Annotated in this window: 11 protein-coding genes, 1 tRNA gene and 14 pseudogenes; 14 read left to right on the plus strand and 12 right to left on the minus strand. The window is 69.6% G+C overall.

Annotation, left to right across the window (positions count from 1 at the left end; translation table 11 throughout):
* Positions 1-40 precede the first annotated feature (40 nt).
* Positions 41-924 (plus strand): annotated as a pseudogene (locus CES90_RS48885) (IS982 family transposase).
* Positions 925-935: 11 nt separating this feature from the next.
* Here the strand turns inward: CES90_RS48885 and CES90_RS48890 are convergent.
* A complete protein-coding gene (locus CES90_RS48890) occupies positions 936-2081 on the minus strand; it encodes a flavodoxin domain-containing protein (RefSeq protein ID WP_332836420.1) in 1146 nt (381 codons plus the stop codon).
* 34 nt (positions 2082-2115) lie between these two features.
* On the opposite strand from CES90_RS48890, the gene CES90_RS48895 reads away from it, so the two are divergent.
* On the plus strand, positions 2116-3177 hold the full coding sequence (locus CES90_RS48895; protein ID WP_332836421.1) for a flavodoxin domain-containing protein: 1062 nt from the start codon (positions 2116-2118) through the stop codon (positions 3175-3177).
* 9 nt (positions 3178-3186) lie between these two features.
* On the opposite strand, the pseudogene CES90_RS48900 reads toward CES90_RS48895, so the two are convergent.
* Positions 3187-4178, minus strand: a pseudogene (locus CES90_RS48900) (IS5 family transposase).
* Between the two features lie 71 nt (positions 4179-4249).
* Here CES90_RS48900 and CES90_RS48905 point away from each other — a divergent pair.
* Positions 4250-5104: pseudogene (locus CES90_RS48905) on the plus strand (tyrosine-type recombinase/integrase); the annotation flags it as partial.
* A gap of 99 nt (positions 5105-5203) precedes the next feature.
* On the opposite strand, the gene CES90_RS48910 reads toward CES90_RS48905, so the two are convergent.
* Both CES90_RS48910 and CES90_RS52400 read right to left on the minus strand, forming a co-directional pair.
* A tRNA-Pro gene (locus CES90_RS48910) sits at positions 5204-5277 on the minus strand.
* 57 nt (positions 5278-5334) lie between these two features.
* A pseudogene (locus CES90_RS52400) lies at positions 5335-6288 on the minus strand (L-serine ammonia-lyase); the annotation flags it as partial.
* 24 nt (positions 6289-6312) lie between these two features.
* Between CES90_RS52400 and CES90_RS48920 the strand changes: the two are divergent.
* From CES90_RS48920 to CES90_RS48935, 4 genes and pseudogenes are all read left to right on the plus strand, one after another.
* A pseudogene (locus tag CES90_RS48920) lies at positions 6313-7308 on the plus strand (zinc-dependent alcohol dehydrogenase); the annotation flags it as partial.
* Positions 7309-7348: 40 nt separating this feature from the next.
* Positions 7349-8344, plus strand: coding sequence for a hypothetical protein (locus CES90_RS48925; RefSeq protein ID WP_208921821.1), 996 nt, complete (start codon positions 7349-7351; stop codon positions 8342-8344).
* Positions 8305-8946, plus strand: a pseudogene (locus CES90_RS48930) (DUF418 domain-containing protein); the annotation flags it as partial. The gene CES90_RS48925 and the pseudogene CES90_RS48930, both read left to right, overlap by 40 nt.
* A 343-nt stretch (positions 8947-9289) precedes the next feature.
* Positions 9290-9784 (plus strand): annotated as a pseudogene (locus tag CES90_RS48935) (oxidoreductase C-terminal domain-containing protein); the annotation flags it as partial.
* On the opposite strand, the gene CES90_RS48940 reads toward CES90_RS48935, so the two are convergent.
* A complete protein-coding gene (locus CES90_RS48940) occupies positions 9779-10048 on the minus strand; it encodes a hypothetical protein (RefSeq protein WP_189782928.1) in 270 nt (89 codons plus the stop codon). The pseudogene CES90_RS48935 and the gene CES90_RS48940 overlap by 6 nt on opposite strands.
* Before the next feature lie 152 nt (positions 10049-10200).
* Between CES90_RS48940 and CES90_RS48945 the strand changes: the two are divergent.
* Both CES90_RS48945 and CES90_RS48950 read left to right on the plus strand, forming a co-directional pair.
* A pseudogene (locus tag CES90_RS48945) lies at positions 10201-10644 on the plus strand (IS5/IS1182 family transposase); the annotation flags it as partial.
* Positions 10641-11039, plus strand: coding sequence for a hypothetical protein (locus CES90_RS48950; protein ID WP_208921823.1), 399 nt, complete (start codon positions 10641-10643; stop codon positions 11037-11039). The pseudogene CES90_RS48945 and the gene CES90_RS48950, both read left to right, overlap by 4 nt.
* Positions 11040-11110: 71 nt before the next feature.
* Here CES90_RS48950 and CES90_RS48955 read toward each other — a convergent pair whose 3' ends face one another.
* The 3 genes and pseudogenes from CES90_RS48955 to CES90_RS48965 form a co-directional block, all read right to left on the minus strand.
* Positions 11111-12532: an IS3 family transposase gene (locus CES90_RS48955; RefSeq protein ID WP_208921825.1), complete on the minus strand. Its 1422-nt coding sequence runs from the start codon at positions 12530-12532 to the stop codon at positions 11111-11113.
* Positions 12529-12840, minus strand: coding sequence for a transposase (locus tag CES90_RS48960; protein ID WP_208921827.1), 312 nt, complete (start codon positions 12838-12840; stop codon positions 12529-12531). The genes CES90_RS48955 and CES90_RS48960 overlap by 4 nt, the downstream gene beginning before the upstream one ends.
* Positions 12841-12917: 77 nt before the next feature.
* Positions 12918-13805, minus strand: a pseudogene (locus tag CES90_RS48965) (acyltransferase domain-containing protein); the annotation flags it as partial.
* 1 nt (position 13806) lies between these two features.
* Here CES90_RS48965 and CES90_RS48970 point away from each other — a divergent pair.
* Positions 13807-14670 (plus strand): annotated as a pseudogene (locus CES90_RS48970) (adenosylhomocysteinase); the annotation flags it as partial.
* Here the strand turns inward: CES90_RS48970 and CES90_RS48975 are convergent.
* Complete coding sequence (locus tag CES90_RS48975; protein WP_332836447.1) at positions 14664-15521, minus strand: phosphopantetheine-binding protein; 858 nt, start codon at positions 15519-15521, stop codon at positions 14664-14666. The pseudogene CES90_RS48970 and the gene CES90_RS48975 sit on opposite strands and share 7 nt — an antisense overlap.
* Positions 15522-15535: 14 nt before the next feature.
* Here CES90_RS48975 and CES90_RS48980 point away from each other — a divergent pair.
* From CES90_RS48980 to CES90_RS48990, 3 genes and pseudogenes are all read left to right on the plus strand, one after another.
* Positions 15536-15742 (plus strand): annotated as a pseudogene (locus tag CES90_RS48980) (vitamin B12 dependent-methionine synthase activation domain-containing protein); the annotation flags it as partial.
* Between the two features lie 13 nt (positions 15743-15755).
* Positions 15756-16376 (plus strand): annotated as a pseudogene (locus CES90_RS48985) (adenosylhomocysteinase); the annotation flags it as partial.
* A gap of 5 nt (positions 16377-16381) precedes the next feature.
* Positions 16382-17143, plus strand: a complete 762-nt coding sequence (locus tag CES90_RS48990; protein ID WP_232791414.1) for an SGNH/GDSL hydrolase family protein — start codon at positions 16382-16384, stop codon at positions 17141-17143.
* Positions 17144-17214: 71 nt separating this feature from the next.
* On the opposite strand, the pseudogene CES90_RS48995 reads toward CES90_RS48990, so the two are convergent.
* The 3 genes and pseudogenes from CES90_RS48995 to CES90_RS49005 form a co-directional block, all read right to left on the minus strand.
* Positions 17215-17880, minus strand: a pseudogene (locus CES90_RS48995) (histidine kinase dimerization/phosphoacceptor domain-containing protein); the annotation flags it as partial.
* A gap of 102 nt (positions 17881-17982) precedes the next feature.
* Complete coding sequence (locus CES90_RS49000) at positions 17983-18825, minus strand: IS630 family transposase (RefSeq protein ID WP_232791442.1); 843 nt, start codon at positions 18823-18825, stop codon at positions 17983-17985.
* Between the two features lie 15 nt (positions 18826-18840).
* Positions 18841-19632: pseudogene (locus tag CES90_RS49005) on the minus strand (dihydropteroate synthase); the annotation flags it as partial.
* Positions 19633-19716: 84 nt separating this feature from the next.
* Between CES90_RS49005 and CES90_RS49010 the strand changes: the two are divergent.
* A complete protein-coding gene (locus tag CES90_RS49010; RefSeq protein WP_208921833.1) occupies positions 19717-20613 on the plus strand; it encodes a M14 family metallopeptidase in 897 nt (298 codons plus the stop codon).
* Positions 20614-20691: the final 78 nt, after the last annotated feature.

The following is a 20691-nucleotide window of genomic DNA, read 5'->3' on the forward strand; positions in this document are numbered from 1 at the left end:
CTGGCCGCGACCATGGCGAAGGGCGCCCGTTGGCTCGTGTGTGACTACCAGCCTGGACGCCCTTCTTGCGGCACTGTACGTGTTCATCGACGACCATGTGGCCCCCCGCCGCCGGATCGGCGACCCCCGAAACTGACGGACGCCGAACTGCTGTGCCTCGCGGTCGCACAAGTGCTGCTGGGCTTCCCCTCGGCCCGGCACTGGATTCGCTTCGCCCACGCCCGGCTGGGACACCTCTTTCGCTACCTGCCCCAGCAGTCCGCCTACAACAAGCGCCTCAACGCCGCCGGACCGCTGATCAGCCGCGTGATCGAAGCTCTGGCCAGGCAGGTGCCGACGTGGAACGACGACCTGCGGCTGATCGACTCCACTCCGCTGCCCTGCGCCGCCTCCCGCGAGACCGTCAAACGCTCCGACCTGGCCGGCCACGCCGGATACGGCTACTGCCGAAGCCACTCCCGCTTCTTCTGGGGATTCCGGCTCTACCTCCTCACCACGGCCGAGGGCATGCCCGTGTCCTGGTGCCTGGCCCACCCGAAACTGGGCGAGCGGGAGGTGATGACCGCGCTGCTGGAACGCGACCACCACCTCATCCGCAGCGGGCAGGTGATCCTCGCGGACAAGGGCTTCGCCGGGCGGGAGTTCGAAGCGTTCCTCACCGAGCGCCTGGGCGTCCACCTGGTGCGGCCGGACCGCAAAGACGAGCCGGTCCGGCACGGTCGCCTGGCCCACGTCCGCCAGTGGATCGAGGCTGTCTTCGACACCCTCAAAGGCCAGCTCAGCCTGGAACAACACGGCGGCAGAACTCCGGCCGGAGTCTTCGCCCGCACCGGACAACGACTCCTCGCCCTCGCCGCTGGCATCTGGCACAACTGGACCACCGGCGCCAAGATCAAACGATCCCTCATCGCCTACGACCACTGAGAACATCGGACTCATTCATCTAGCCGCAATACCGGTGACTTTGGGGCTTTCGGGTCGTTGGGTGTGGTGTGCCAAGGCCCGGACAGGTGAAGCCGTCGTAGTTCGACGAAGTCGGTGAGCAGGCGGCGCAGGGTCAGCGGACGGTCGACGGGCAGGGCGCCCCGGCTGCGGCGGCGGGCACGCAGCCGGACCGTGCGGTCCAGGTCGAGGCCGAAGCGGTCGGCCACCCGCTGGACGAGGTCGTGCGGGTTGCTCGGCAGGACGGCGATGTGGTCTCCGGTGCGGTAGGTGACGCCCTCGGGCAGCCGCAGCCTCAGGAACCGCTTGGAGCGGCCCAACCCGTGGTTCATGTCGACCAGTTCGTGCGCGTCGAGCACCTCCATGGGCTGGACGCCGTGCCGTGCCGCGAGGCCGCCGATGACCGAGTCGGTCGCGTCCTCAAGCTCGTACAGTCCCGCTTCCCGGTCGTCCTCCGACTCCGCGGCGGTCGCTTCCCCGGCGGCCCCGTACCGCTCCAGCAGGGCGGTCCACAGGTCGCCGGTCCAGCGGTCGACGGTGCCGGCGAAGTCACCGGCGGCGTCCGCGGCGCCGCGCTCCAGCAGTGAGGTGGCGCCCGCGGCGGTGAGCCGCTCGTCGATGAGGGTGGGGACGCGCTGGTAGGTGGCGGCCCAGTTGCGGTCGCCGACACCGAGTACGGCGTACTCGAGGCCGTCGAGCGCGCCGGGCTCCAGGCCCTCCAGCCAGGCGACGAAGTCCGTGGCGTCGTCGGTGGGGCGGCCGTTGTAGGAGGCGGCCACGATCACCACCGGCCCGCCATCCGCGGAAAGCTTGTCCACGGCGTCGTTGAGGGACGCAACAGACGGGGTGAACCCGCGCTCGTCGCCGTCCGAGGCCAGGTCGCGGGCGATGCCGGCGCAGGTGCCCAGGTTGGAGCCGTGCAGCAGGGTCAGCGCGGTCCCGGTGGCGCGCCGGACAGCGGGCCGGTCCTGGCCGGCGGGGGCGTTGCCCGCGGCGAGGGCCGCGGCGGTGGGCAGGCGGCGCTCGCCGCTGGTGCGCCGGGCGAGGTTCAGGGTGAACTCGTCGGGCTTGAGGGTGAGGGACTGCTTGATCTTCAGCTGGTAGTTGGTGTGGTCGATCAGGCGGTAACGGTGGATCACCAGCGCGAGGACCAGCGCGCTGGTCCTCGCGCTGGTGATCCACCGTTACCGCCTGATCGACCACACCAACTACCAGCTGAAGATCAAGCAGTCCCTCACCATCAAGCCCGACGAGTTCACCCTGAACCTCGCCCGGCGCACCAGCGGCGAGCGCCGCCTGCCCACCGCCGCGGCCCTCGTCGCGGGCAACGCCCCCGCCGGCCAGGACCGGCCCGCTGTCCGGCGTGCCACGGGGACCGCGCTGACCCTGCTGCACGGCTCCAACCTGGGCACCTGCGCGGGCATCGCCGGCGACCTGGCCGAGGACGGCGACGAGCGCGGGTTCACCCCGTCTGTTGCGTCCCTCAACGACGCCGTGGGCAAGCTTTCCGCGGGTGGCGGGCCGGTGGTGATCGTGGCCGCCTCCTACAACGGCCGCCCCACCGACGACGCCACGGAGTTCGTCACCTGGCTGGAGGGCCTGGAGCCCGGCGCGCTCGACGGCCTGCAGTACGCCGTACTCGGTGTCGGCGACCGCAACTGGGCCGCCACCTACCAGCGCGTCCCCACCCTCATCGACGAGCGGCTCACCGCCGCGGGCGCCACCTCACTGCTGGAGCGCGGCGCCGCGGACGCCGCCGGTGACTTCGCCGGCACCGTCGACCGCTGGACCGGCGAGTTGTGGACCGCCCTGCTGGAGCAGTACGGGACCGCCGCAGACATACAGGAGACCGAGCCGGCCGCCGACCAGGAGACGGGCCTGTACGAGCTTCAGGACACCACCGACTCGGTCATCGGCGAGCTCGCGGCACGCCACGGCGTGCAGCCGATGGAGGTCCTCGACGCCTACGAACTGGCCGACATGGAGCATGAGCTGGGCCGCTCCAAGCGCTTCCTCAAGCTGCGGCTGCCCGAGGGCGTCACCTACCGCACCGGAGACCACATCGCCGTCCTCCCGAGCAACCCGCACGACCTCGTCCAGCGCGTGGCCGACCGCTTCTCCCTCGACCTGGACCGCACGGTCCGGCTCCGTGCCCGCCGCCGCAGCCGGGGCGCCCTGCCCGTCGACCGTCCGCTGACCCTGCGCCGCCTGCTCACCGACTTCGTCGAACTCTAGGGCCTGTCTTCAGTTGTGATCAACAGGCTTGCAGAGGCTGCCGATCCAGATGGTTGCTGCGCGGAGATGGAGTCCGGCGAGGTAGCTCTCGGGCGTTTTGTCGTAGCGGGTTGCGATGCCGCGCCAGTCCTTCAACCTGTTGATGGCCCGCTCGACCGTGTTGCGGCCGCGGTAGAGGTCCGTGTCGTGAGTGACGGGCCTGCCGCCCCGGCTGCCCTTCTTCCTGCGGTTGGCGGCCTGGTCCTTCTTCTCCGGGATGACCGCTTTGATGCGGCGTTTGCGCAGGTGCGCGCGGTTGGCACGGGACGAGTAGGCCTTATCGCAGGCGACGGCGGCGGGCCGGGTACGGGGACGGCCGACGGGCAGGCGGACCCGTACCTTGCTCAGCACCGCGAAGAATTGGGGGCTGTCGGCGGCCTGCCCGGCGGTCAGCAGGAGCGCCATCGGCCGGCAGCGCCGGTCGGCGGCCAGATGGATCTTGCTGGTCAGTCCGCCACGAGACCGGCCGAGCAGGGCGGCCTTCAGACGGGCCCGCCGCCTGCGGCGGATGCGTCGGCGTTCGGCGCCGATCGGATCGCTTTCGCCGTCCTGCCCGTCTTGTTCCTCGGACGCTCCCCCTTTTGCGATGCTGCCTCCTCGAGCGCAGCCAGAGTCTCCTCGCTGACCCGCATGCCGGCCGCGTCATGATGAGCCCGTGCCGTGGTGGAGTCCACGCTGACCAGGGACATGTCGATCTCACCCCTGCGGGCGGCCTCGGCAATCGCCTCTTCCAGGAGGGCCTCGAAGACACCCGCGTCTCGCCACCTCATGAAGCGGTTGTAGACCGTCTGCCAGGCGCCGAACCGCTCGGGCATCTCCCGCCACTGGCTGCCGGTGCGGAACCGCCAGATCACCCCCTCGAACTGCTCCCGCAGCCGCTCGGGGTACGGGCCGAACCTGCCCACCGGCACGAACGGCCCGATGAACTCCCACTCATCGTCAGTGAGTTGCGCACGCGTCACACCACAGTCCTACCGGACCGGCACTCATCCCGGGTTTGATCACAACTGAAGACAGGCTCTAGCACCAATGCGTCGTCGACCGCACCGTGCAGAACCGGATCGCCGACGAGCACAGCCGCTCGACGGTGAAGAACACCATCGCCGTCCTGGTCCGCGCCATGGAGCAAGCCGTCCGTGACGGCATCATCAAGGTCAACCCCGCCCGGGTGACCGGCCGGCAGAAACTCTACAAGCAGGCCGAGGACGAACTCCTCGACCCACGCACGCTGCCCCTGCCCGACTGGGAGACCCTCCTCGCTCTGGCCGACGCACCCGTGGCCGCCTCCCACGACCACTACCGCGGCTGGGGAGATGCCGTCCCCTTCGCCGCCTGCACCGCCGCCCGGATCGGCGAGGTCTCGGGATGCCGCGTCGGCGACATCGACACCAGCCAGTGGATCTGCACCGTGCGGCGTCAGACCACATTCACGCCCGGCGGGCTGACCGACAAGGGCACCAAGGGCACCAAGGGCAAGCGAGCCCGCAAGATTCCCATCGTCGAGGAGATCCGCCCCCTCGTCGCCCAGCGCATCCTGTCCGCCGGCCCCGATCCCGACGCCCGCCTGTTCACCGGCCCGCGCGGCGGACGCATCTCCACCGCCGTCCTGCGCGACGCCACACACTGGGACGACGTGGTCACCAGACTCGGCTACGAGCACCTGCGCCGCCACGACCTCCGGCACACCGGACTGACCTGGTTCGCCGACGCCGGAGTCCAAGTGCACGTCCTCCGCAGGATCCCCGGCCACGGCTCACTGACCACCACCCAACGCTACCCGCACCCGCACGTACACAAAATCACGGCCGCCGGCGCAGCGCTCTCCGCCCACCTCAGCGTGCTGCGCGCACCGCGCTCCCTACCGAGCCCGATCGTCATGACCCGCTGACCCCGCTCAAGGACGCCGGTCCCCAACTGGTCCCCAAGAATGATCAAGGGCCGGTTTCGGATGCCTCCGAAACCGGCCCTGACCTGCGACTCATACGAGTCGGGACGACAGGATTTGAACCTGCGACCCCTTGACCCCCAGTCAAGTGCGCTACCAAGCTGCGCCACGTCCCGTTGCAGCCCGCCGCGGGCGGTTTCCTTGTACTTCACGCTCATGTCGGCGCCGGTGTCCTTCATGGTCTTGATGACCTTGTCGAGGGAGACCTTGTGGGTGCCGTCGCCGCGCATGGCCATGCGGGCGGCGGTGACGGCTTTGACGGCGGCCATGCCGTTGCGTTCGATGCAGGGGATCTGGACGAGGCCGCCGACGGGGTCGCAGGTGAGGCCGAGGTTGTGTTCCATGCCGATCTCGGCGGCGTTCTCGACCTGTTCGGGGCTGCCGCCGAGGACTTCGGCGAGGGCGCCGGCGGCCATGGAGCAGGCGGAGCCGACCTCGCCCTGGCAGCCGACCTCGGCGCCGGAGATGGAGGCGTTCTCCTTGAAGAGCATGCCGATGGCGCCGGCGGCCAGCAGGAAGCGGACCACTCCGTCCTCGTCCGCGCCGGGGACGAAGTTGATGTAGTAGTGCAGGACGGCGGGGATGATGCCGGCCGCGCCGTTGGTGGGGGCGGTCACCACACGGCCGCCCGCCGCGTTCTCCTCGTTCACGGCCATCGCGTAGAGCGTGATCCACTCCATGGAGCGGGCCAGCGGGTCGCCCTCGGCGCGGAGTTGGCGGGCGGATACGGCGGCGCGGCGGCGGACGCGCAGGCCGCCGGGCAGGATGCCCTCGCGGGACATGCCGCGTGAGACGCAGGCCTGCATCACCCGCCAGATGTCGAGGAGGCCGGAGCGGATCTCCTCCTCGGTGCGCCAGGCGCGTTCGTTCTCCAGCATCAGCGCGGAGATCGACAGGCCGGTCTCCTTGGTGAGGCGGAGCAGCTCGTCGCCGGTGCGGAAGGGGTACTTCAGGGCCGTGTCGTCGAGTTTGATGCGGTCCGCGCCGACCGCGTCCTCGTCCACGACGAAGCCGCCGCCGACGGAGTAGTAGGTCTTCGTCAGCAGTTCCGTCCCCGTCGCGTCGTACGCCCACACGGTCATCCCGTTGGCGTGGTACGGCAGGGTCTTGCGGCGGTGCAGGACCAGATCCTTGTCGAAGTCGAAAACACGATGACACTCGCCGTCCGTTACACAGCCGCTCGTACCTTGGACACGGCTGCCGTACTCAGTGCGCGGCCCGGTCCGGGTGAGGTGGAGCTGGCTCCCGCCTTTGTCGGTATCTGTGGCACCGATCTGCACATCTTCCACGGTGACATGGACGCCCGGGTCCATACGCCCGCTGTCCTGGGGCACGAGATGTCCGGCCGTGTCGTGCGGGTCGGCCCTGGCGTGGAGGGCTGGGAGGCCGGGGACGCGGTGACCGTGATGCCGCTGCGCTGGGACGGCACCTGCCCGGCCTGCCGAGCCGGCCACCAGCACATCTGCCAGCAGCTGGACTTCATCGGGATCGACTCCCCGGGCGCGATGCAGCAGCGCTGGACCGTGCCCGCCTCGACGCTCATCCGGCTGCCCGAGTCGCTGTCCCTGGACCGGGCCGCGCTCGTCGAGCCGACGGCGGTCGCCGTGCACGACGTGGGCCGGGCCGAGGTCGCCGAGGGCGAGAAGGTGGTTGTGGTCGGCGGCGGCCCGGTCGGCATTCTGATCGCGTTGGTCGCGCGGGCTGCGGGTGCGAAGGTCCGGGTGGTGGAGCTGAGCGCCCACCGTCGGCTGCTCGCCGGGGAGCTGGGACTGACGGCCTGGGACCCGATGGCGGCCGACGTACCGGGGCTGGTCGGGGAGTGGACCGGGGGCGCGGGGGCGGACGTCGCCTTCGAGGTGTCCGGCGCGGCGGGTGGTGTGGACACGGCGGTCGATGTGCTGGGCGTGCGCGGCCGGCTGTGTCTGGTCGCCATCCACCCCCGGCCCCGTGAGGTGAACCTGCACCGTTTCTTCTGGCGCGAACTCACCCTCGTCGGTGCCCGGTTGTACGACCGGTCCGACTTCGAGCGCGCCGTGGCCTTGGTCGCGGACGGCACGATCCCCACCGAGCGGCTGATCAGCAAGGTCGTGCCGCTCACGCAGGCGCCGGCCGCTTTTGAGGCCCTGGAGGGCGGCGGTGATGTGATGGCCGGTGAGTCATGCGTTTCATTCGGTGTTGATGGAGCCGATGCTGGAGGAGTTCCGGCGGGTTGTGGAGGGGGTGTCGTTCGCTCCGGCGCGGTACACGGTGGTGTCGACGCTGTCGGGTGGTGTGGCGGGTGCGGAGTTCTGCACGCCGGAGTACTGGGTGCGTCAGGTGCGGGAGGCGGTCCGGTTCGCTGATGCGGTGCAGTGCCTGGCCGGACAGGGCGTGTCGGCGTTCCTCGAGGTGGGGCCGGATGCCGCGCTGAGTCCGATGGCCGCACGGTGCCTGGACGACGGGGCCGCTGTGGTGCCGTTGCAGCGGCGGGAGCAGGACCAGACGACGACCGCGCTGCGTGCGCTGGCCGAACTGTTCGTCCAGGGAACCCCGGTGGACTGGACGAAGACACTGCCCGGCACCTCACCTCGCCAGGTTCCCCTGCCCACCTACGCCTTCCAGCACGAGCGTTACTGGCCTGCCGCGGTAGCGGGCAGCAAGAGTGCCGCCACCGACTTCGGGCCGGATGCCGGTTTTTGGGATGTGGTTGAGCGGGGTGATGCGGAGGAGTTGTCGCGGGTTTTGGAGGTGTCGGGTGATGCCTCGTTGGGTGAGGTGGTGCCGGCTTTGGCGTTGTGGCGCCGGGGGCGGCGTGAGCGGTCTGAGGTGGAGGGCTGGCGTTATCGGGCGGTGTGGCGTCCGGTGGGGGCCGGGTCGGGTGCGGGTCTGGGGTTGTCGGGGCGTTGGCTGGTCGTGGTCCCGTCCGGTCGCGGTGAGCGGAACGACATCCGTGAGGTGTTGGCTGCTCTGAGTGCGGCTGGTGCGGAGGTTGTGCCGGTCGAGGTGAACGTGGGTGGCCTTGACCGGGCTGAACTGGCTGTCCAGCTGCGGGAGTTGGCGGACGGTCCGGTGGGTGTGGTGTCCCTGCTGGCGTTGGGGGATGACGCTGGGTTTGTGCCGTCGGTGGGTGCGTTGGTGGTTGTGCAGGCTCTGGGTGATGCCGGACCGGCTTCTACCCGGCGCTCACGTGGATGTCGTTCGTGATCGCGGGCATGGCCCTGGGCCGCCTCGACCTGTCCTCCGGCACCGTTCAGAAGCGCCTGGCCGCGCTCGGCGCCTCCCTCACCGCGGCCGCCTACGGCATGTCCCTGCTGCTCGCCGGATCGGGCGCGTTGAGGAGCCTCGCGGAAGACGGGTCGTCGTCCGGCAGCTCCGGGGCGATGCCCCCCGCCAGCGGTTCGATGTCCCCGGACGGGGGGTCGTTCCCCGAGATGTCCGCGTCGTTCCTGCTGAAGGCCGGGCCGCACAGCGGGACCACGTTCGACATCATCGGCAGCGTGGGCGTCGCGATCCTCGTGATCGTGGGCGCGACGGTGCTCATTGACCGCCTGCCGCGACTGCGCCGCCTGGCGAAGCCGGTCATCGCCGTGGGCACCATGTCCCTGACCGCCTACGTCGGCCACTTCCTCGCCCAGTCCCTGCTGCCCGCGGCCCCCGGCACCGACACCCCAGGCTCCTGGATACCCGTACTCACCTACATCCTGGGCGCGATCGTGTTCGCCGCGATCTGGTCCCGCTTCTTCCGCCGAGGCCCCCTGGAATACCTCCTCAACGCCGCCACCAAGCCGGCGAAGCACATCCGATGAGACCCGGCCGGGGTGGGACGCCCCCTCGCTCCACCCCGGCACCGCCATGCCCGAGCAGTTCCTCATACCCTTCCCAGACTCCGACTCCGAGCCCTTGTCGGCCCTCGACAGGGCGCACTGCGGGCCCTGAAGAAGTCCCGCCCGACATGGAGCCCTCGATCTCACTGCCGAGCGGCTGCGCCACCTCCAAGACGCCTTCTCATCTCCACCAGCACCGACGGCACGAACTTCACCCAGGTCGCCTCCGGCACCTGGGCCGACAACCAGACCCTCAAGGTGGTCGAATGGCCCGCCCGGAACGTCGGCTTCGTGCGGCTCCAGGCGAAAGCGGCCACCGGCGGCTTCCCGGCCCAACACCGAATGGCTGACCGGCAGCGGCCTCACCCTCGAAGACGGGCTGGTCTGCGACGAGTTCTGCGCCGCCGCACCCGGTGTCTACGGCGCAGGTGACGTGGCCCGCTGGCACAACCCGCTCTTCGACACGTCGATGCGGATCGAGCACCGCACGAACGCCGCCGAGCAGGGCATGGCCGCCGCCCGCAACCTCCTGGGCGCCCAGCGGCCGTTCGCACCCGTCCCCTACTTCTGGTCCGACCAGTACGACCTGAAGATCCGCGCCTACGGCTACCTGCGCGGCCACGACGAGATGCGGATCGCCGAAGGAAGCCTTAAAGAACGCAAGTTCACCGCCATCTACCGCACCGGCGACCGCCTCACCGGCGTCCTGTCCATCGGCATGCCACCCAAGAGCACCCTGGCCTGGCGGCAATCCATCGCCCTGCGCGCCCGCTGGCAGGACGCCATCGGCACAACCCGATCTGCCGAACCGGCTCTATAGAAGCCGACGGGGCGAAGGGCTCGTCACCGAGTCGATGAGCAGCAGAGTTTTATGCGCGTCGTCGATTTCACCACCGCTCGGCAGGCGTACTACCAGCCGGGCATCGCAGGTGCGTTCCTGGCCGGCTGTCACCAGCCTCACCAGGCCCCGGACGCACTGCGCCTCGGCCAGGATTACCTGGCGCTCAATATCAACGGCAGCAGCGCAGTTCGACGATCCCGATTCGGTGCAGATCTGCACATTCGGCTGGGGTGCCGCGGCCATGCACACCGCCGCGCCGGACAGCGGACATCTGCCATGGGTTCGGCGAATGGGGGAGTGGTTCGTGCTGCGCCAGCGCCTCGACGGCGCCTGGGCACCGTCGCCGTTCCTGGTGCCCGAACCCGAAACGCTCGGCGTAGGCGTCCAGCCGTATCTCGCGGCGCAAGCGGGGCCTGGCCGTGGACGTCCTCGGCCTGGTCATCGCGGTCGTCGTCCTCGCGGCGAACACCCACGACAACGCCGCGGGCATCCTCCTGCTGGACCAGGTCGCCGAGCACGCCGGCGGCACCGTCCGCAAAGCCCTGGTCGACCAGGGCTTCAAGAACCAGGTCGTCCTGCACGGCGCCGGCCTGGGGATCGACGTCGAGATCGTCGCACGCAACCCGCAGGACAAGGGGTTCGTGCCGCAGCCGAAGCGGTGGAGGGCCGAGCAGACCTACGGGATCCTGATACTGCACCGGCGTCTGGTCCGCGACTACGAGCACCGCCCCTCCTCCTCCGCCTCCCGCGTCTACTGGGCGATGACCCACGTCATGACCCGACGCCTCACCGGCGCGAACGCCCCCACCTGGCGCGAAGAACCGGCGGCGGCAGCGTGAACATCCAGCCCCTGCTCGATGCCCTGGACCTCCAGGCAGACGCCGCCCGGGCCCTGGCCGACGACCTCCGCGCACAGATCGACGGCCTGCAGACCCGGTTGCGGGAGGCCGAGACGCACCTGGAACACCTCGCGATCACACGCAAGACCGTCACCGGCCTCGCCGACCGGCTCCCCGCATCCCCGCCAGAGCTGCCCGAGCACCCGGACTACCCCCGCATCCTCGCCGTCCTCCACCACGCGACCGGGCCGCTGCGGGCCAAGGACGTCTGCGAAGCCCTCGGCCACGAACTGCTGCCGAAGAACGTCGAAGGCACCCGCGCCAAGCTGAAACGCCTGGTCAAACTCGGGATCCTCTCCGAGGCCGACACCGGCAACTTCGCCCGGAAGCAATAGCCGACGGAATCCCCACCAGCGACCTTGCTCCAACCTCAGCCGGAAACGGACATCGCCTTACGAACCGTCCACTACTGCCCGTCGGCGGCGACGTCCCAGTGCTCGATGATCTTTCCGTCGACCACGCGGAAGAGGTCCGCGACGACGTAGTCGGAGCTGAAGACCCACACCAGGTCCCCGTCGGCGAGGGTGTTGCCGAACCGGGTCCCGCCGCCTCCGGTACTGCTGGGCGAGGGGGCGCCCTGCGTGTTCTGCTGGAAGAACTGCTTCAGCGGAGCCGTTCCGTTCGGGACGGCCGGGTTGTGCTGGTAGTACCGCGGATCCCAGCTCTTGTCGATCACGGTCGCGTCACCGTCGGAGAGCTTGCGGTACGCCTCGACCGCGAACTTCCGGTTCTTCTCCTCCTGTTCCTCGGACAGGCTCGGTTCCCCGTTCGGGTACCGGTACACGTCGCTGAACAGCGAGTTCCCGCTGGCCGTCTTCGCCGGCACGGTCTGCGTGATGCCCCAGTGCTCGACCAGCTTGCCGTTGTCGACCCGGAACAGGTCGGCCTTGGCCTGGCCGGTCTCCTCGTTCTCCGGGGTGGCCGACGCGTGCCAGTGCACGGCCACCAGGTCACCGTCGGCGGCCACGTGCTTGACGGTCGCCACCGCACCGGGAATCTTCGCCTGGACGTCCTTGAACTGCTTGACCTGCCCGTCGGCTCCGCCGGGCACCGCCTTGTCGTGCTGCACGTAGTCGGTCGCGACGAGCTCCTTCACGACGTCGGTCTTGTTCTTGTTGAACGCCTCCGAGTACAGGCGCAGAACGAGCTCCTTGTTCTTCTCCTCGGAGGCTGCCGAGGAGCGGGCCGCGGCGGACGTCGTCGACGGGGTGGCCGGGTCGGTGTCGGACGCGCTGCTGCAGGCGGTCGCGAAGCAGGCCACGGCAGCGAGCCAGGGCAGAGTCTTGCGGTATCTCACTTCAGTCTCCTTCTCCAGGGCGTCCAGCGGAAGTTCGGTCCGCATGTGGTTCGCCACCTGCCAGCCGACGATCATCCTCGAGTACACGTCCAGGACGAACGCCACGTACGCCCAGCCCGACCAGGTGCGGACATACGTCATGTCCGCCACCCACAACTGGTCCGGGCGCGAGGCGGTGAGATCGCGGTCGACGAGGTCCGGCGGGCGGGGCGCCGACGGCTCCGGCATGGTGGTGCGGCGCCGCTGCCCGCGGATGACGCCCTCGATGCCCAGCTCGCGCATCAGCCGCTCGATCGTGCACCGGGCCGCCTCGATGCCCTTGCGTCGCAGGGCCCGGGTGATCCGCCGGGCCCCGTAGGTGGCCCCGGACTCGGCGTGGATCTCCTCGATCAGCGGCATGAGCTGCTCGTCGCGGAGCCGGCGGGAGGACTTCGGCCGCTTCTTGCGGGCGAAGTACGTCGACGGCGACAGGTCCAGCACCCGGCAGACGGGATCGACCCCGAGGCCGCGTTCGCGCAGGTGGTCGATCACTTGCTCGGCCTCGTCCGGGGACGGTCGATCCCCTGGGCAAAAAACACGCTGGCCGCTTTCAGGATTTCGTTCGCCCGCTTCAACTCCGCGTTCTCTTTGCGGAGCTGCTTCAGCTCGTCACGTTCGGCGGTGGTCAGCCGGTCGTCGCGCTCGCCGGTGTCGGCCTCGGCCTGGCGCACCCACTGCCGCAGGGCTTCTTTGTGGATGCCGAGGTCCCGGGCGACATGCGCGACCGGGCGGCCGGTGGTGCGGACCTCGCGGACGGCCCGCTCGCGGAGCTCGTCCGGGTACTTACGTGGTGCCGGCACGGCTCGTGGTTCTCCTTCGGGCCAGGATCATAAGCCTGGCTTCAGGGACTCCACGAAACTGGGGTCAGCTCACATGTCACGGGTTGGACGACATCCACATCGGTCAACTCGGCACCGGAGCGGACGATGTCGGTCAGCGACCAGTCCACGAACGGATCAAGCGCGTCCTCACACGCCTGCATGGAGGCGGCGAACACGGGCGAGGCATCCATCAACTCCCGCCCCATACCGGCCCATTGAGCCCCCTGCCCCGGGAACACGAACACCACGCCACCACCCACAGGTGCGACTCGCCCCTGCACCACGGACGCCGGCATCGCATCACCGCTCGCAGCCAACCCCTCAAGGCCGGCGGTCAGTTCCTTGCGCCCCTCGCCCAGGACGACGGCCCGCTGCTCGAAGGCCGTACGAGTCGCCGCCAGCGACCACGCCACATCCACCGGCCGTACGTCATCCCCGGCCGACTCCACGAACGAGGCCAACCGCCCGGCCTGCGCGGCCAGCCCGTCCGCACCGCGCCCGGACACCATCCACGGCACCACACCACCCTCGGCGAACACCGAAGCAGCAGCCGCACCGTCGCCACCGGCCCCAGCCTCCGCCTCGGGCACATCCGCCCCACGCGGCGCCTCCTCCAGCACCACGTGCGCGTTGGTCCCACTGATCCCGAACGACGACACACCCGCACGGCGCGGACGCCCCTCGGCCTGTGGCCACTCCACAGGTTCGGTCAGCAGGGACACCGCACCCGACGACCAGTCCACATGAGGGGTCGGCTCGTCGACGTTGAGGGTCTGCGGCAGCACACTGTGGCGCATGGCCATGACCATCTTGATGACCCCGGCGACCCCGGCGGCAGCCTGCGTGTGCCCGATGTTCGACTTCAACGAGCCCAGCCACAACGGCTGTTCCGCGTCCCTGTCCTGCCCGTAGGTGGCGAGCAGTGCCTGTGCCTCGATGGGGTTCGCCTCGGAGATCCGCGGCGTCACCGAGGAGACCACCACCGGCGTCCACCGCCTGTACGAGATGCAGCGCGACGGCGACCTCCTCTTCCCGGCGATCAATGTGAACGACGCGGTCACCAAGTCGAAGTTCGACAACAAGTACGGCTGCCGCCACTCCCTGATCGACGGCATCAACCGCGCCACCGACGTCCTCATCGGCGGCAAGACCGCCGTCGTGTGCGGTTACGGCGACGTGGGCAAGGGCTGCGCGGAGTCCCTGCGCGGACAGGGCGCCCGCGTGATCGTCACCGAGATCGACCCGATCTGCGCGCTCCAGGCCGCCATGGACGGCTACCAGGTCACGACCCTCGACGAGGTCGTCGACCAGGCCGACATCTTCATCACCACGACCGGCAACAAGGACATCATCATGGCCTCGGACATGGCCCGGATGAAGCACCAGGCCATCGTGGGGAACATCGGCCACTTCGACAACGAGATCGACATGGCCGGCCTGGCGAAGATCCCCGGCGTCGTCAAGGACGAGGTCAAGCCGCAGGTCCACACGTGGACGTTCCCCGACGGCAAGGTGATCATCGTCCTCTCCGAGGGCCGGCTGCTGAACCTGGGCAACGCCACCGGTCACCCGTCGTTCGTGATGTCCAACTCCTTCGCGGACCAGACCCTGGCCCAGATCGAGCTGTTCACCAAGCCCGACGCGTACCCCATCGGCGTGTACACCCTGCCCAAGCACCTCGACGAGAAGGTCGCCCGCCTCCACCTCGACGCGCTCGGCGTGAAGCTCACGACCCTCCGTCCCGAGCAGGCCGCGTACATCGGCGTCGAGGTCGAGGGCCCGTACAAGCCGGACCACTACCGCTACTGAGTCTCGTGCCGCGCCACCACGTCATCCAGGGCCACCTGCAACGCATCGGCGTCCACCGCCTCGGCCAGCCGCAGCACCACCGGGATGTTGTAGGAAGCCCGCTCGGTCTCCTCCATCCGGTTGAGGAACCAGAGCCGGGCCTGTGCGTTCGAGAGCGGAATGCGCGCCGGGCGGGGCTCGGTGCGCACCAGCGGCGGGAGTGCGGTGGCGGGCAGGGCCCCGCCCAGCCGCTCGGCCAACGCGGCCACCGTCGGCGCCTCGAAGACGTCCCGGACACCGACCCCCTCCCCCAACTCGGCCCGAACCGCCCCGACCAGCCGCATCGCCAGCAGCGAATGACCACCGAGGTCGAAGAAGCTCTCGTCGATGCCCGGCTCATGCTCGGCGCCCAGCACCTCGGCGAAGATCCGGCACAGGGCCTCTTCGCGGGGCGTGCGCGGAGCCCTGGCGGTGGCGGTGGTGTAGGTGTCGGGCGCGGGCAGGGCACGCCGGTCGAGCTTGCCGTTGGGGGTGAGCGGGAGGGTGTCGAGCACTACCAGCGCGGAGGGGACGAGGTACACGGGCAGGTGGGCGGCGGCGTACGCCCGCAGCTCGGCCGGATCGAGGCCCGCACCTGTGCCGGTCCCGGTCCCCGCGTCGTCGCTGGGGACGAGGTAGGCGACCAGGCGCTGGTCGCCGGGGTTGTCCTCGCGCAGCAGCACCGCGGCCTGCGCGATATCCGGGCGACGGGTGAAGTGCGCCTCGACCTCGGCGGGCTCGATACGGAAACCGCGCAGCTTGATCTGGTCGTCGGTACGGCCCAGGAACTCCAGCCGCCCCTCACCCCGCTCGTCGTACTGCCAGCGGCCCAGATCACCCGTGCGGTATGTTCGACCTCAAGTACCGCGGCGCTCGCTTCTCCCTCGGCTACGGCGCCTGCCCCGACCTGGAGGACCGCGCCAAGATCGCTGAACTCCTCCGGCCGGAACGCATCGGAGTCCACCTTTCCGAGGAGTTCCAGCTCCACCCCGAGCAGTCCACGGACGCCATCGTGATCCACCACCCCGAAGCCAAATACTTCAACGCCCGCTGAGGAGCCTCTCGTTATGACGACGACCGACACTGTCCAGGACTTCAAGGTCGCGGATCTGTCGCTGGCCGAGTTCGGCCGCAAGGAGATCACCCTCGCCGAGCACGAGATGCCCGGTCTGATGGCGATCCGTAGGGAGTACGCCGAGGCACAGCCGCTGGCAGGGGCCCGCATCACCGGTTCCCTTCACATGACGGTGCAGACCGCTGTCCTCATCGAGACCCTCGTCGCCCTCGGCGCCGAGGTCCGCTGGGTGTCCTGCAACATCTTCTCCACCCAGGACCACGCGGCCGCCGCCATCGCCGCCGCGGGCATCCCGGTCTTCGCCTGGAAGGGCGAGACCCTGGAGGAGTACTGGTGGTGCACCGAGCAGGCCCTCACCTGGCCCGGGCACGTCGGCCCGAACATGATCCTCGATGACGGCGGTGACGCCACCCTCCTCGTCCACAAGGGCGTCGAGTACCGCAAGACAGGCGAGCTTCCGGCCGCCGAGAACGAGGAACTGGCCGTCGTACGCACCCTGTTGGAGAACAGTCCCCTGGACTGGACGCGGATCGCCTCGGAGATCCGCGGCGTCACCGAGGAGACCACCACCGGCGTCCACCGCCTGTACGAGATGCAGCGCGACGGCGACCTCAGGCCATGGCCCAGCACGGGGACAAGGTCGCCTACGTGACCCTGAGCGTGGGCGCCAACGACATCCTGCTCAACTGCGTCAGCCCGGCCGGCACCCTCGACGCGGCATGCCTGAACAGCAAGAGCCAGAGCATGGCGAAGAACCTCGCGCAGATCGCGGGCACGCTCCGCAAGGCGGGCGCGGACAACACCCAGTTCGTGGGCTCGACGTACCACAACCCGTTCCTGGCAGCCTGGCTGCAGGGCGCCCCGGGGCAGCAGGCCGCCAAGGAGTCGGCACCCCTGCTCACGGCCGCCAACGCCGGGATCACCCAGGTGTACAAGTCCACCGGCTTCAAGGTGGCGGACGTGGCCGGGGCCTTCTCCTCGGACGACTTCACCACCCAGGTGAACATGCCCGGCGCGGGCGAGGTACCGGCGAACGTCGCCAAGATCTGCCAGCTGACCTGGGCGTGCACCAAGCAGGACCCCCACCCCAACGCCGAAGGCCACAAGGCCATCGCAGGCACCTTCGCCGCACAGCTCGCCAACACCGACACACCCGGTGAGGACACCTCCCCGACCCCGACCCCGACCCCCAGCGAGCCGGCCACCCCCGAGCCCGGCGAGGACACCGAGCCGAACGACCCGACCACGAACGGCGACCTCGCCGAGACCGGCGGGTCAAGCAGCACTCCCGTCCTCGCGGGCGCGGGTCTCGCGGTCGTAGCGGTCGGCGCCGCCGCCATCTACTTCGCACGCAAGCGCCGCACCAGCGAAGAAAGCTGACAAACAGCCAGCACAACCAACCCGAGCAGCAGGCCGCCCACGACACCGCGGGCGGCCTGCTGCTCGACTCCGAGGGCCTCCTTGCCGGTGGCGTCGATGGTGTCGAGTGCGGTCCGCGCGGTGCGGCGGTCGGTGTCGAAGACGAACCGGGCGAGACCGGTCTGCACGGAGATCACGGACATGTGGTGGGCGACCACGTCGTGCAGTTCGCGGGCGATCCGGCCGCGTTCCTCGGCCACCGCACGCCGGGCCCGCTCGGCCTGCTCCCGGCGCAGCTGCCGGGTCAGCTCGGCCGAGCGGCGGGCGAGCACCCCGAACCGCCACAGCACCGCCGGGTAGACCACGGCCTGCCCCAGGACGGATGGCCAGGAGTCGGTGTGGGTCACCGCGCCCGCGTAGATCCAGACCCCGCCCATCAGGGCCGCGCACGGCACGGAGATCGACACAGGGCGCAGGGAGGCGACGGTGTAGACGGCGAGCATGGGGCCGAAGCTGCACACCACGGGCCAGTAGCCCGCGGTGATGTACACCAGCCAGGTCGCGTGCACGAGCAAGCAGACCACGACAGAGGCCCGGACGCGCAGCACGAGCGGCAGGTGGACCAGGACCACCAGCGCATAGGCGGTCGTATCGAGTGGGTGCTGCCCCTGGCGCGCGGCCTCCGGTCCCAGCAACACGGCCACACTGGTCAGCGCCGCAGCCAGCAGCACGTCGACTGCGAGGGGGCGGATCCGCATCGCAGCAGGGTAAGGCCGGTTCCGGCAGATGGGCGTCAAACTCCTGCGGTACCACGGAAGTTGCAGCAACCGCGCGGCTACCGCGCTGGTCTGCACAGGAGTTCAACCCCGTGTGCGACGCGGGTCGTACGCGGCGGACCGTACGTTCTGGGAACACAAGGACGACGGCAGGAAGTGCAGCTCGATGCGGTCCGGGTGATCGGCGAGCCATGCGCGGACCTTGCGGGAGCGGTGCGCGGAGTGGCCGTCCACGACGAGGTGCACCTTGCGGTCGAAGTGGCCTGCGAGCCGGTCCAGGAAGCGGCACATGACGTCGGCGTCGAAGGTCTCGGTGAACACCATGAAGTGCATGCGGCCCTTGGTGCTGATCGCGGACATCGCGTTGACCGAGAACCGGTTGCCCGAGCGGCGCACGACAGGGGTGCACCCTTTGGCGCCCCAGGTGCGGCCGGTGACCTGGTCGGAACGGATGCCGACCTGGTCGGCGAAGAGCACCTCGCCGCCCTCGGCCTTCGCCCTGGCCCGGATCGCCGGCCAGGTCTCCTCCCGCCAGACACGGACCGCTTCCGCGTCCTGCTCGACGGCCCGCTTGTCCGGACGCTGGAAGGACAGCCCCCAGCGGCGCAGGTACTTGCCCACCCCTTGCTCGGTCAGCCGCACCCGGTACAACTTCGCGATCAGATCCCCGACCCCGGCCCGCGTCCACAGCTGCCCTGCCAGCCCCAGGTCACAGGGGCGGTGATCCAGTACGGCCTGCCGGATCGCCTCCTGCTCGACCGCATCGAGAACCTGATGCTCACCGACCCGGCGTCCACGCGGCTGAGCCACGAGCGCTTCGCGCCCACCTGCCAGCCACTTCGCCCACCAGTTGTCCACGGCCTTGAGCGAGACCTGGAACACCGCCGCGACGTCCTCACGAGTCCGGCCGGCCACCAACGCGGCCACCGCCCGCAGCCGAAGCGGGTGACGGCGCTTGAGCTCACGGATCGCCTCGATGGTGGCGATGCCATCGCCCCGGGACTCCTCCTGACCGGTACAGATCGTGAACGTCAGGGTGTCGATGAGGATGTCCGACTCCAGGATCCCCCAGTTGCCCGTCAGATCGGCGATCAGCCGTTCGGCGATGGCGACCTTCTTCTCCGGCGTACGGGCCTGACCCTCCTCATCGATGGTCAGCGCGATCAGCGCCGCCCCGTGTTCCTGGGCGAGACGGGTGACCTTCGCGAACCGGGACTCCGGGCCGTCACCGTCCTCGTAGTTGACCGAGTTGATGACCGCACGCCCACCGAGCTTCTCCAACCCCGCCTGGATGACCGGCACTTCGGTCGAGTCCAGCACGATCGGCAGCGTGGAGGCGGTGGCGAACCGGCCCGCCAGCTCCGCCATGTCAGCGACACCGTCACGGCCCACATAGTCCACACACAGGTCGAGCATGTGCGCGCCCTCACGGATCTGGTCCCGGGCCATCTCCACACAGTCGTCCCAGCGGCCCTCCAGCATCGCCTCACGGAACTTCTTCGACCCGTTGGCGTTCGTACGCTCCCCGATCGCCAAGTACGAAGTGTCCTGACGGAACGGCACCGTCTGATAGAGGGAAGCCGCCCCCGGCTCGGGACGTGGCTGGCGAGGTGCGGGCGTGAGGTCCCGGACCCGCTCGACAACCTGCCGCAAATGCTCCGGCGTCGTCCCGCAGCAACCACCGATGAGGGACAGACCGTACTCGTGGACGAAGTTCTCCTGGGCGTCGGCGAGTCCCTGGAGGGCCGCACCTCCCAGCCGATCGACTTCATCACCACAAACGGCCGTTCCACGGCCTGAGTCAGAAAGAGAAAACCCATGACCCTGACCATCGGCGCGCTGAGGGCTGAGCCCGGCCAGAAGACCCGCGGGAGCCTGCCCGCCGACCTGGGCACCACGACGGTGGAGGTTCCCCTGATCCTCGTCAATGGCTCCCGCCCGGGCCCGAGGGTCGTGATCACCGGTGGTGTCCACGGCGGCGAGTTCATCGGCGTCGACGCCACCACCCGCCTGGCCGGGCTGCTGGAACCGGACGAGGTCGCCGGCCAGGTGGTGATCTGCCCCGTGGCCAATCCGCCGGCCGTCTACGGGGGCAGGCTCAACATCTCCCCGCTGGACGGCGTCAACATCAACCGCGTCTTCCCCGGCGACAAGGACGGCGGCCCCACCGACCGGATGGCGGCCTGGCTGTTCGAGCACCTGATCGACGGCGCCGACGCCTACGTGGACCTGCACAGCGGCGGCATCGACCAGCATCTGCTCGACTTCGTCGGCTACCGCCTGACCGGCGACGACGCTCTGGACGCGAAGAACAGGGCGATGGCCCACGCGGTCGGATACGAGCTGGTCATCTTCGGCACCAGCGCCGACGGCGGCAACAGCCACGCCGCGGCGAACCGGCAGGGTGTCCCCGCGATCCTCGTCGAGACCGGCCAACTCGGCGACCGCGACCCCGCCACCGTGCGCAGGCTGCTCGACGCCCTGTACCGTCTCCTGCACCACCTCGGTGCCATCGAGGCGTCCCCCACCGAGACCGTGTGCCATGACCACCACGGGGCGCCGACCCCCGCCCTCGGGCAGGTACAGCCAGGCGTGACACTCGTCCGGCCCCGAAGGAAACGTCACATTCAATCGGTCGGTCATCGGACCTCCGTAACACGGCTCGCATCGTTGGGCTCGCGGATACTTGGAACTGCTTCCAATGTTGGAAGTTAATCCAACATTGCGGGGCTGTAAAGCAAACCGACGGCAACGAACCCGTCACGTCTCCGCTGGGTTCTGAGCCACGCCCTA

The organism is Streptomyces capitiformicae (assembly GCF_002214185.1).
Classification (GTDB): domain Bacteria; phylum Actinomycetota; class Actinomycetes; order Streptomycetales; family Streptomycetaceae; genus Streptomyces; species Streptomyces capitiformicae.

Coding starts and splice junctions, on each gene's coding strand:
- CES90_RS48925 (WP_208921821.1), top strand. CDS start 7,349: ATGCTGGAGGAGTTCCGGCGGGTTGTGGAGGGGGTGTCGTTCGCTCCG.
- CES90_RS48940 (WP_189782928.1), bottom strand. CDS start 10,048: ATGGCCGCGGCACCCCAGCCGAATGTGCAGATCTGCACCGAATCGGGA.
- CES90_RS48990 (WP_232791414.1), top strand. CDS start 16,382: ATGGCCCAGCACGGGGACAAGGTCGCCTACGTGACCCTGAGCGTGGGC.
- CES90_RS49010 (WP_208921833.1), top strand. CDS start 19,717: ATGACCCTGACCATCGGCGCGCTGAGGGCTGAGCCCGGCCAGAAGACC.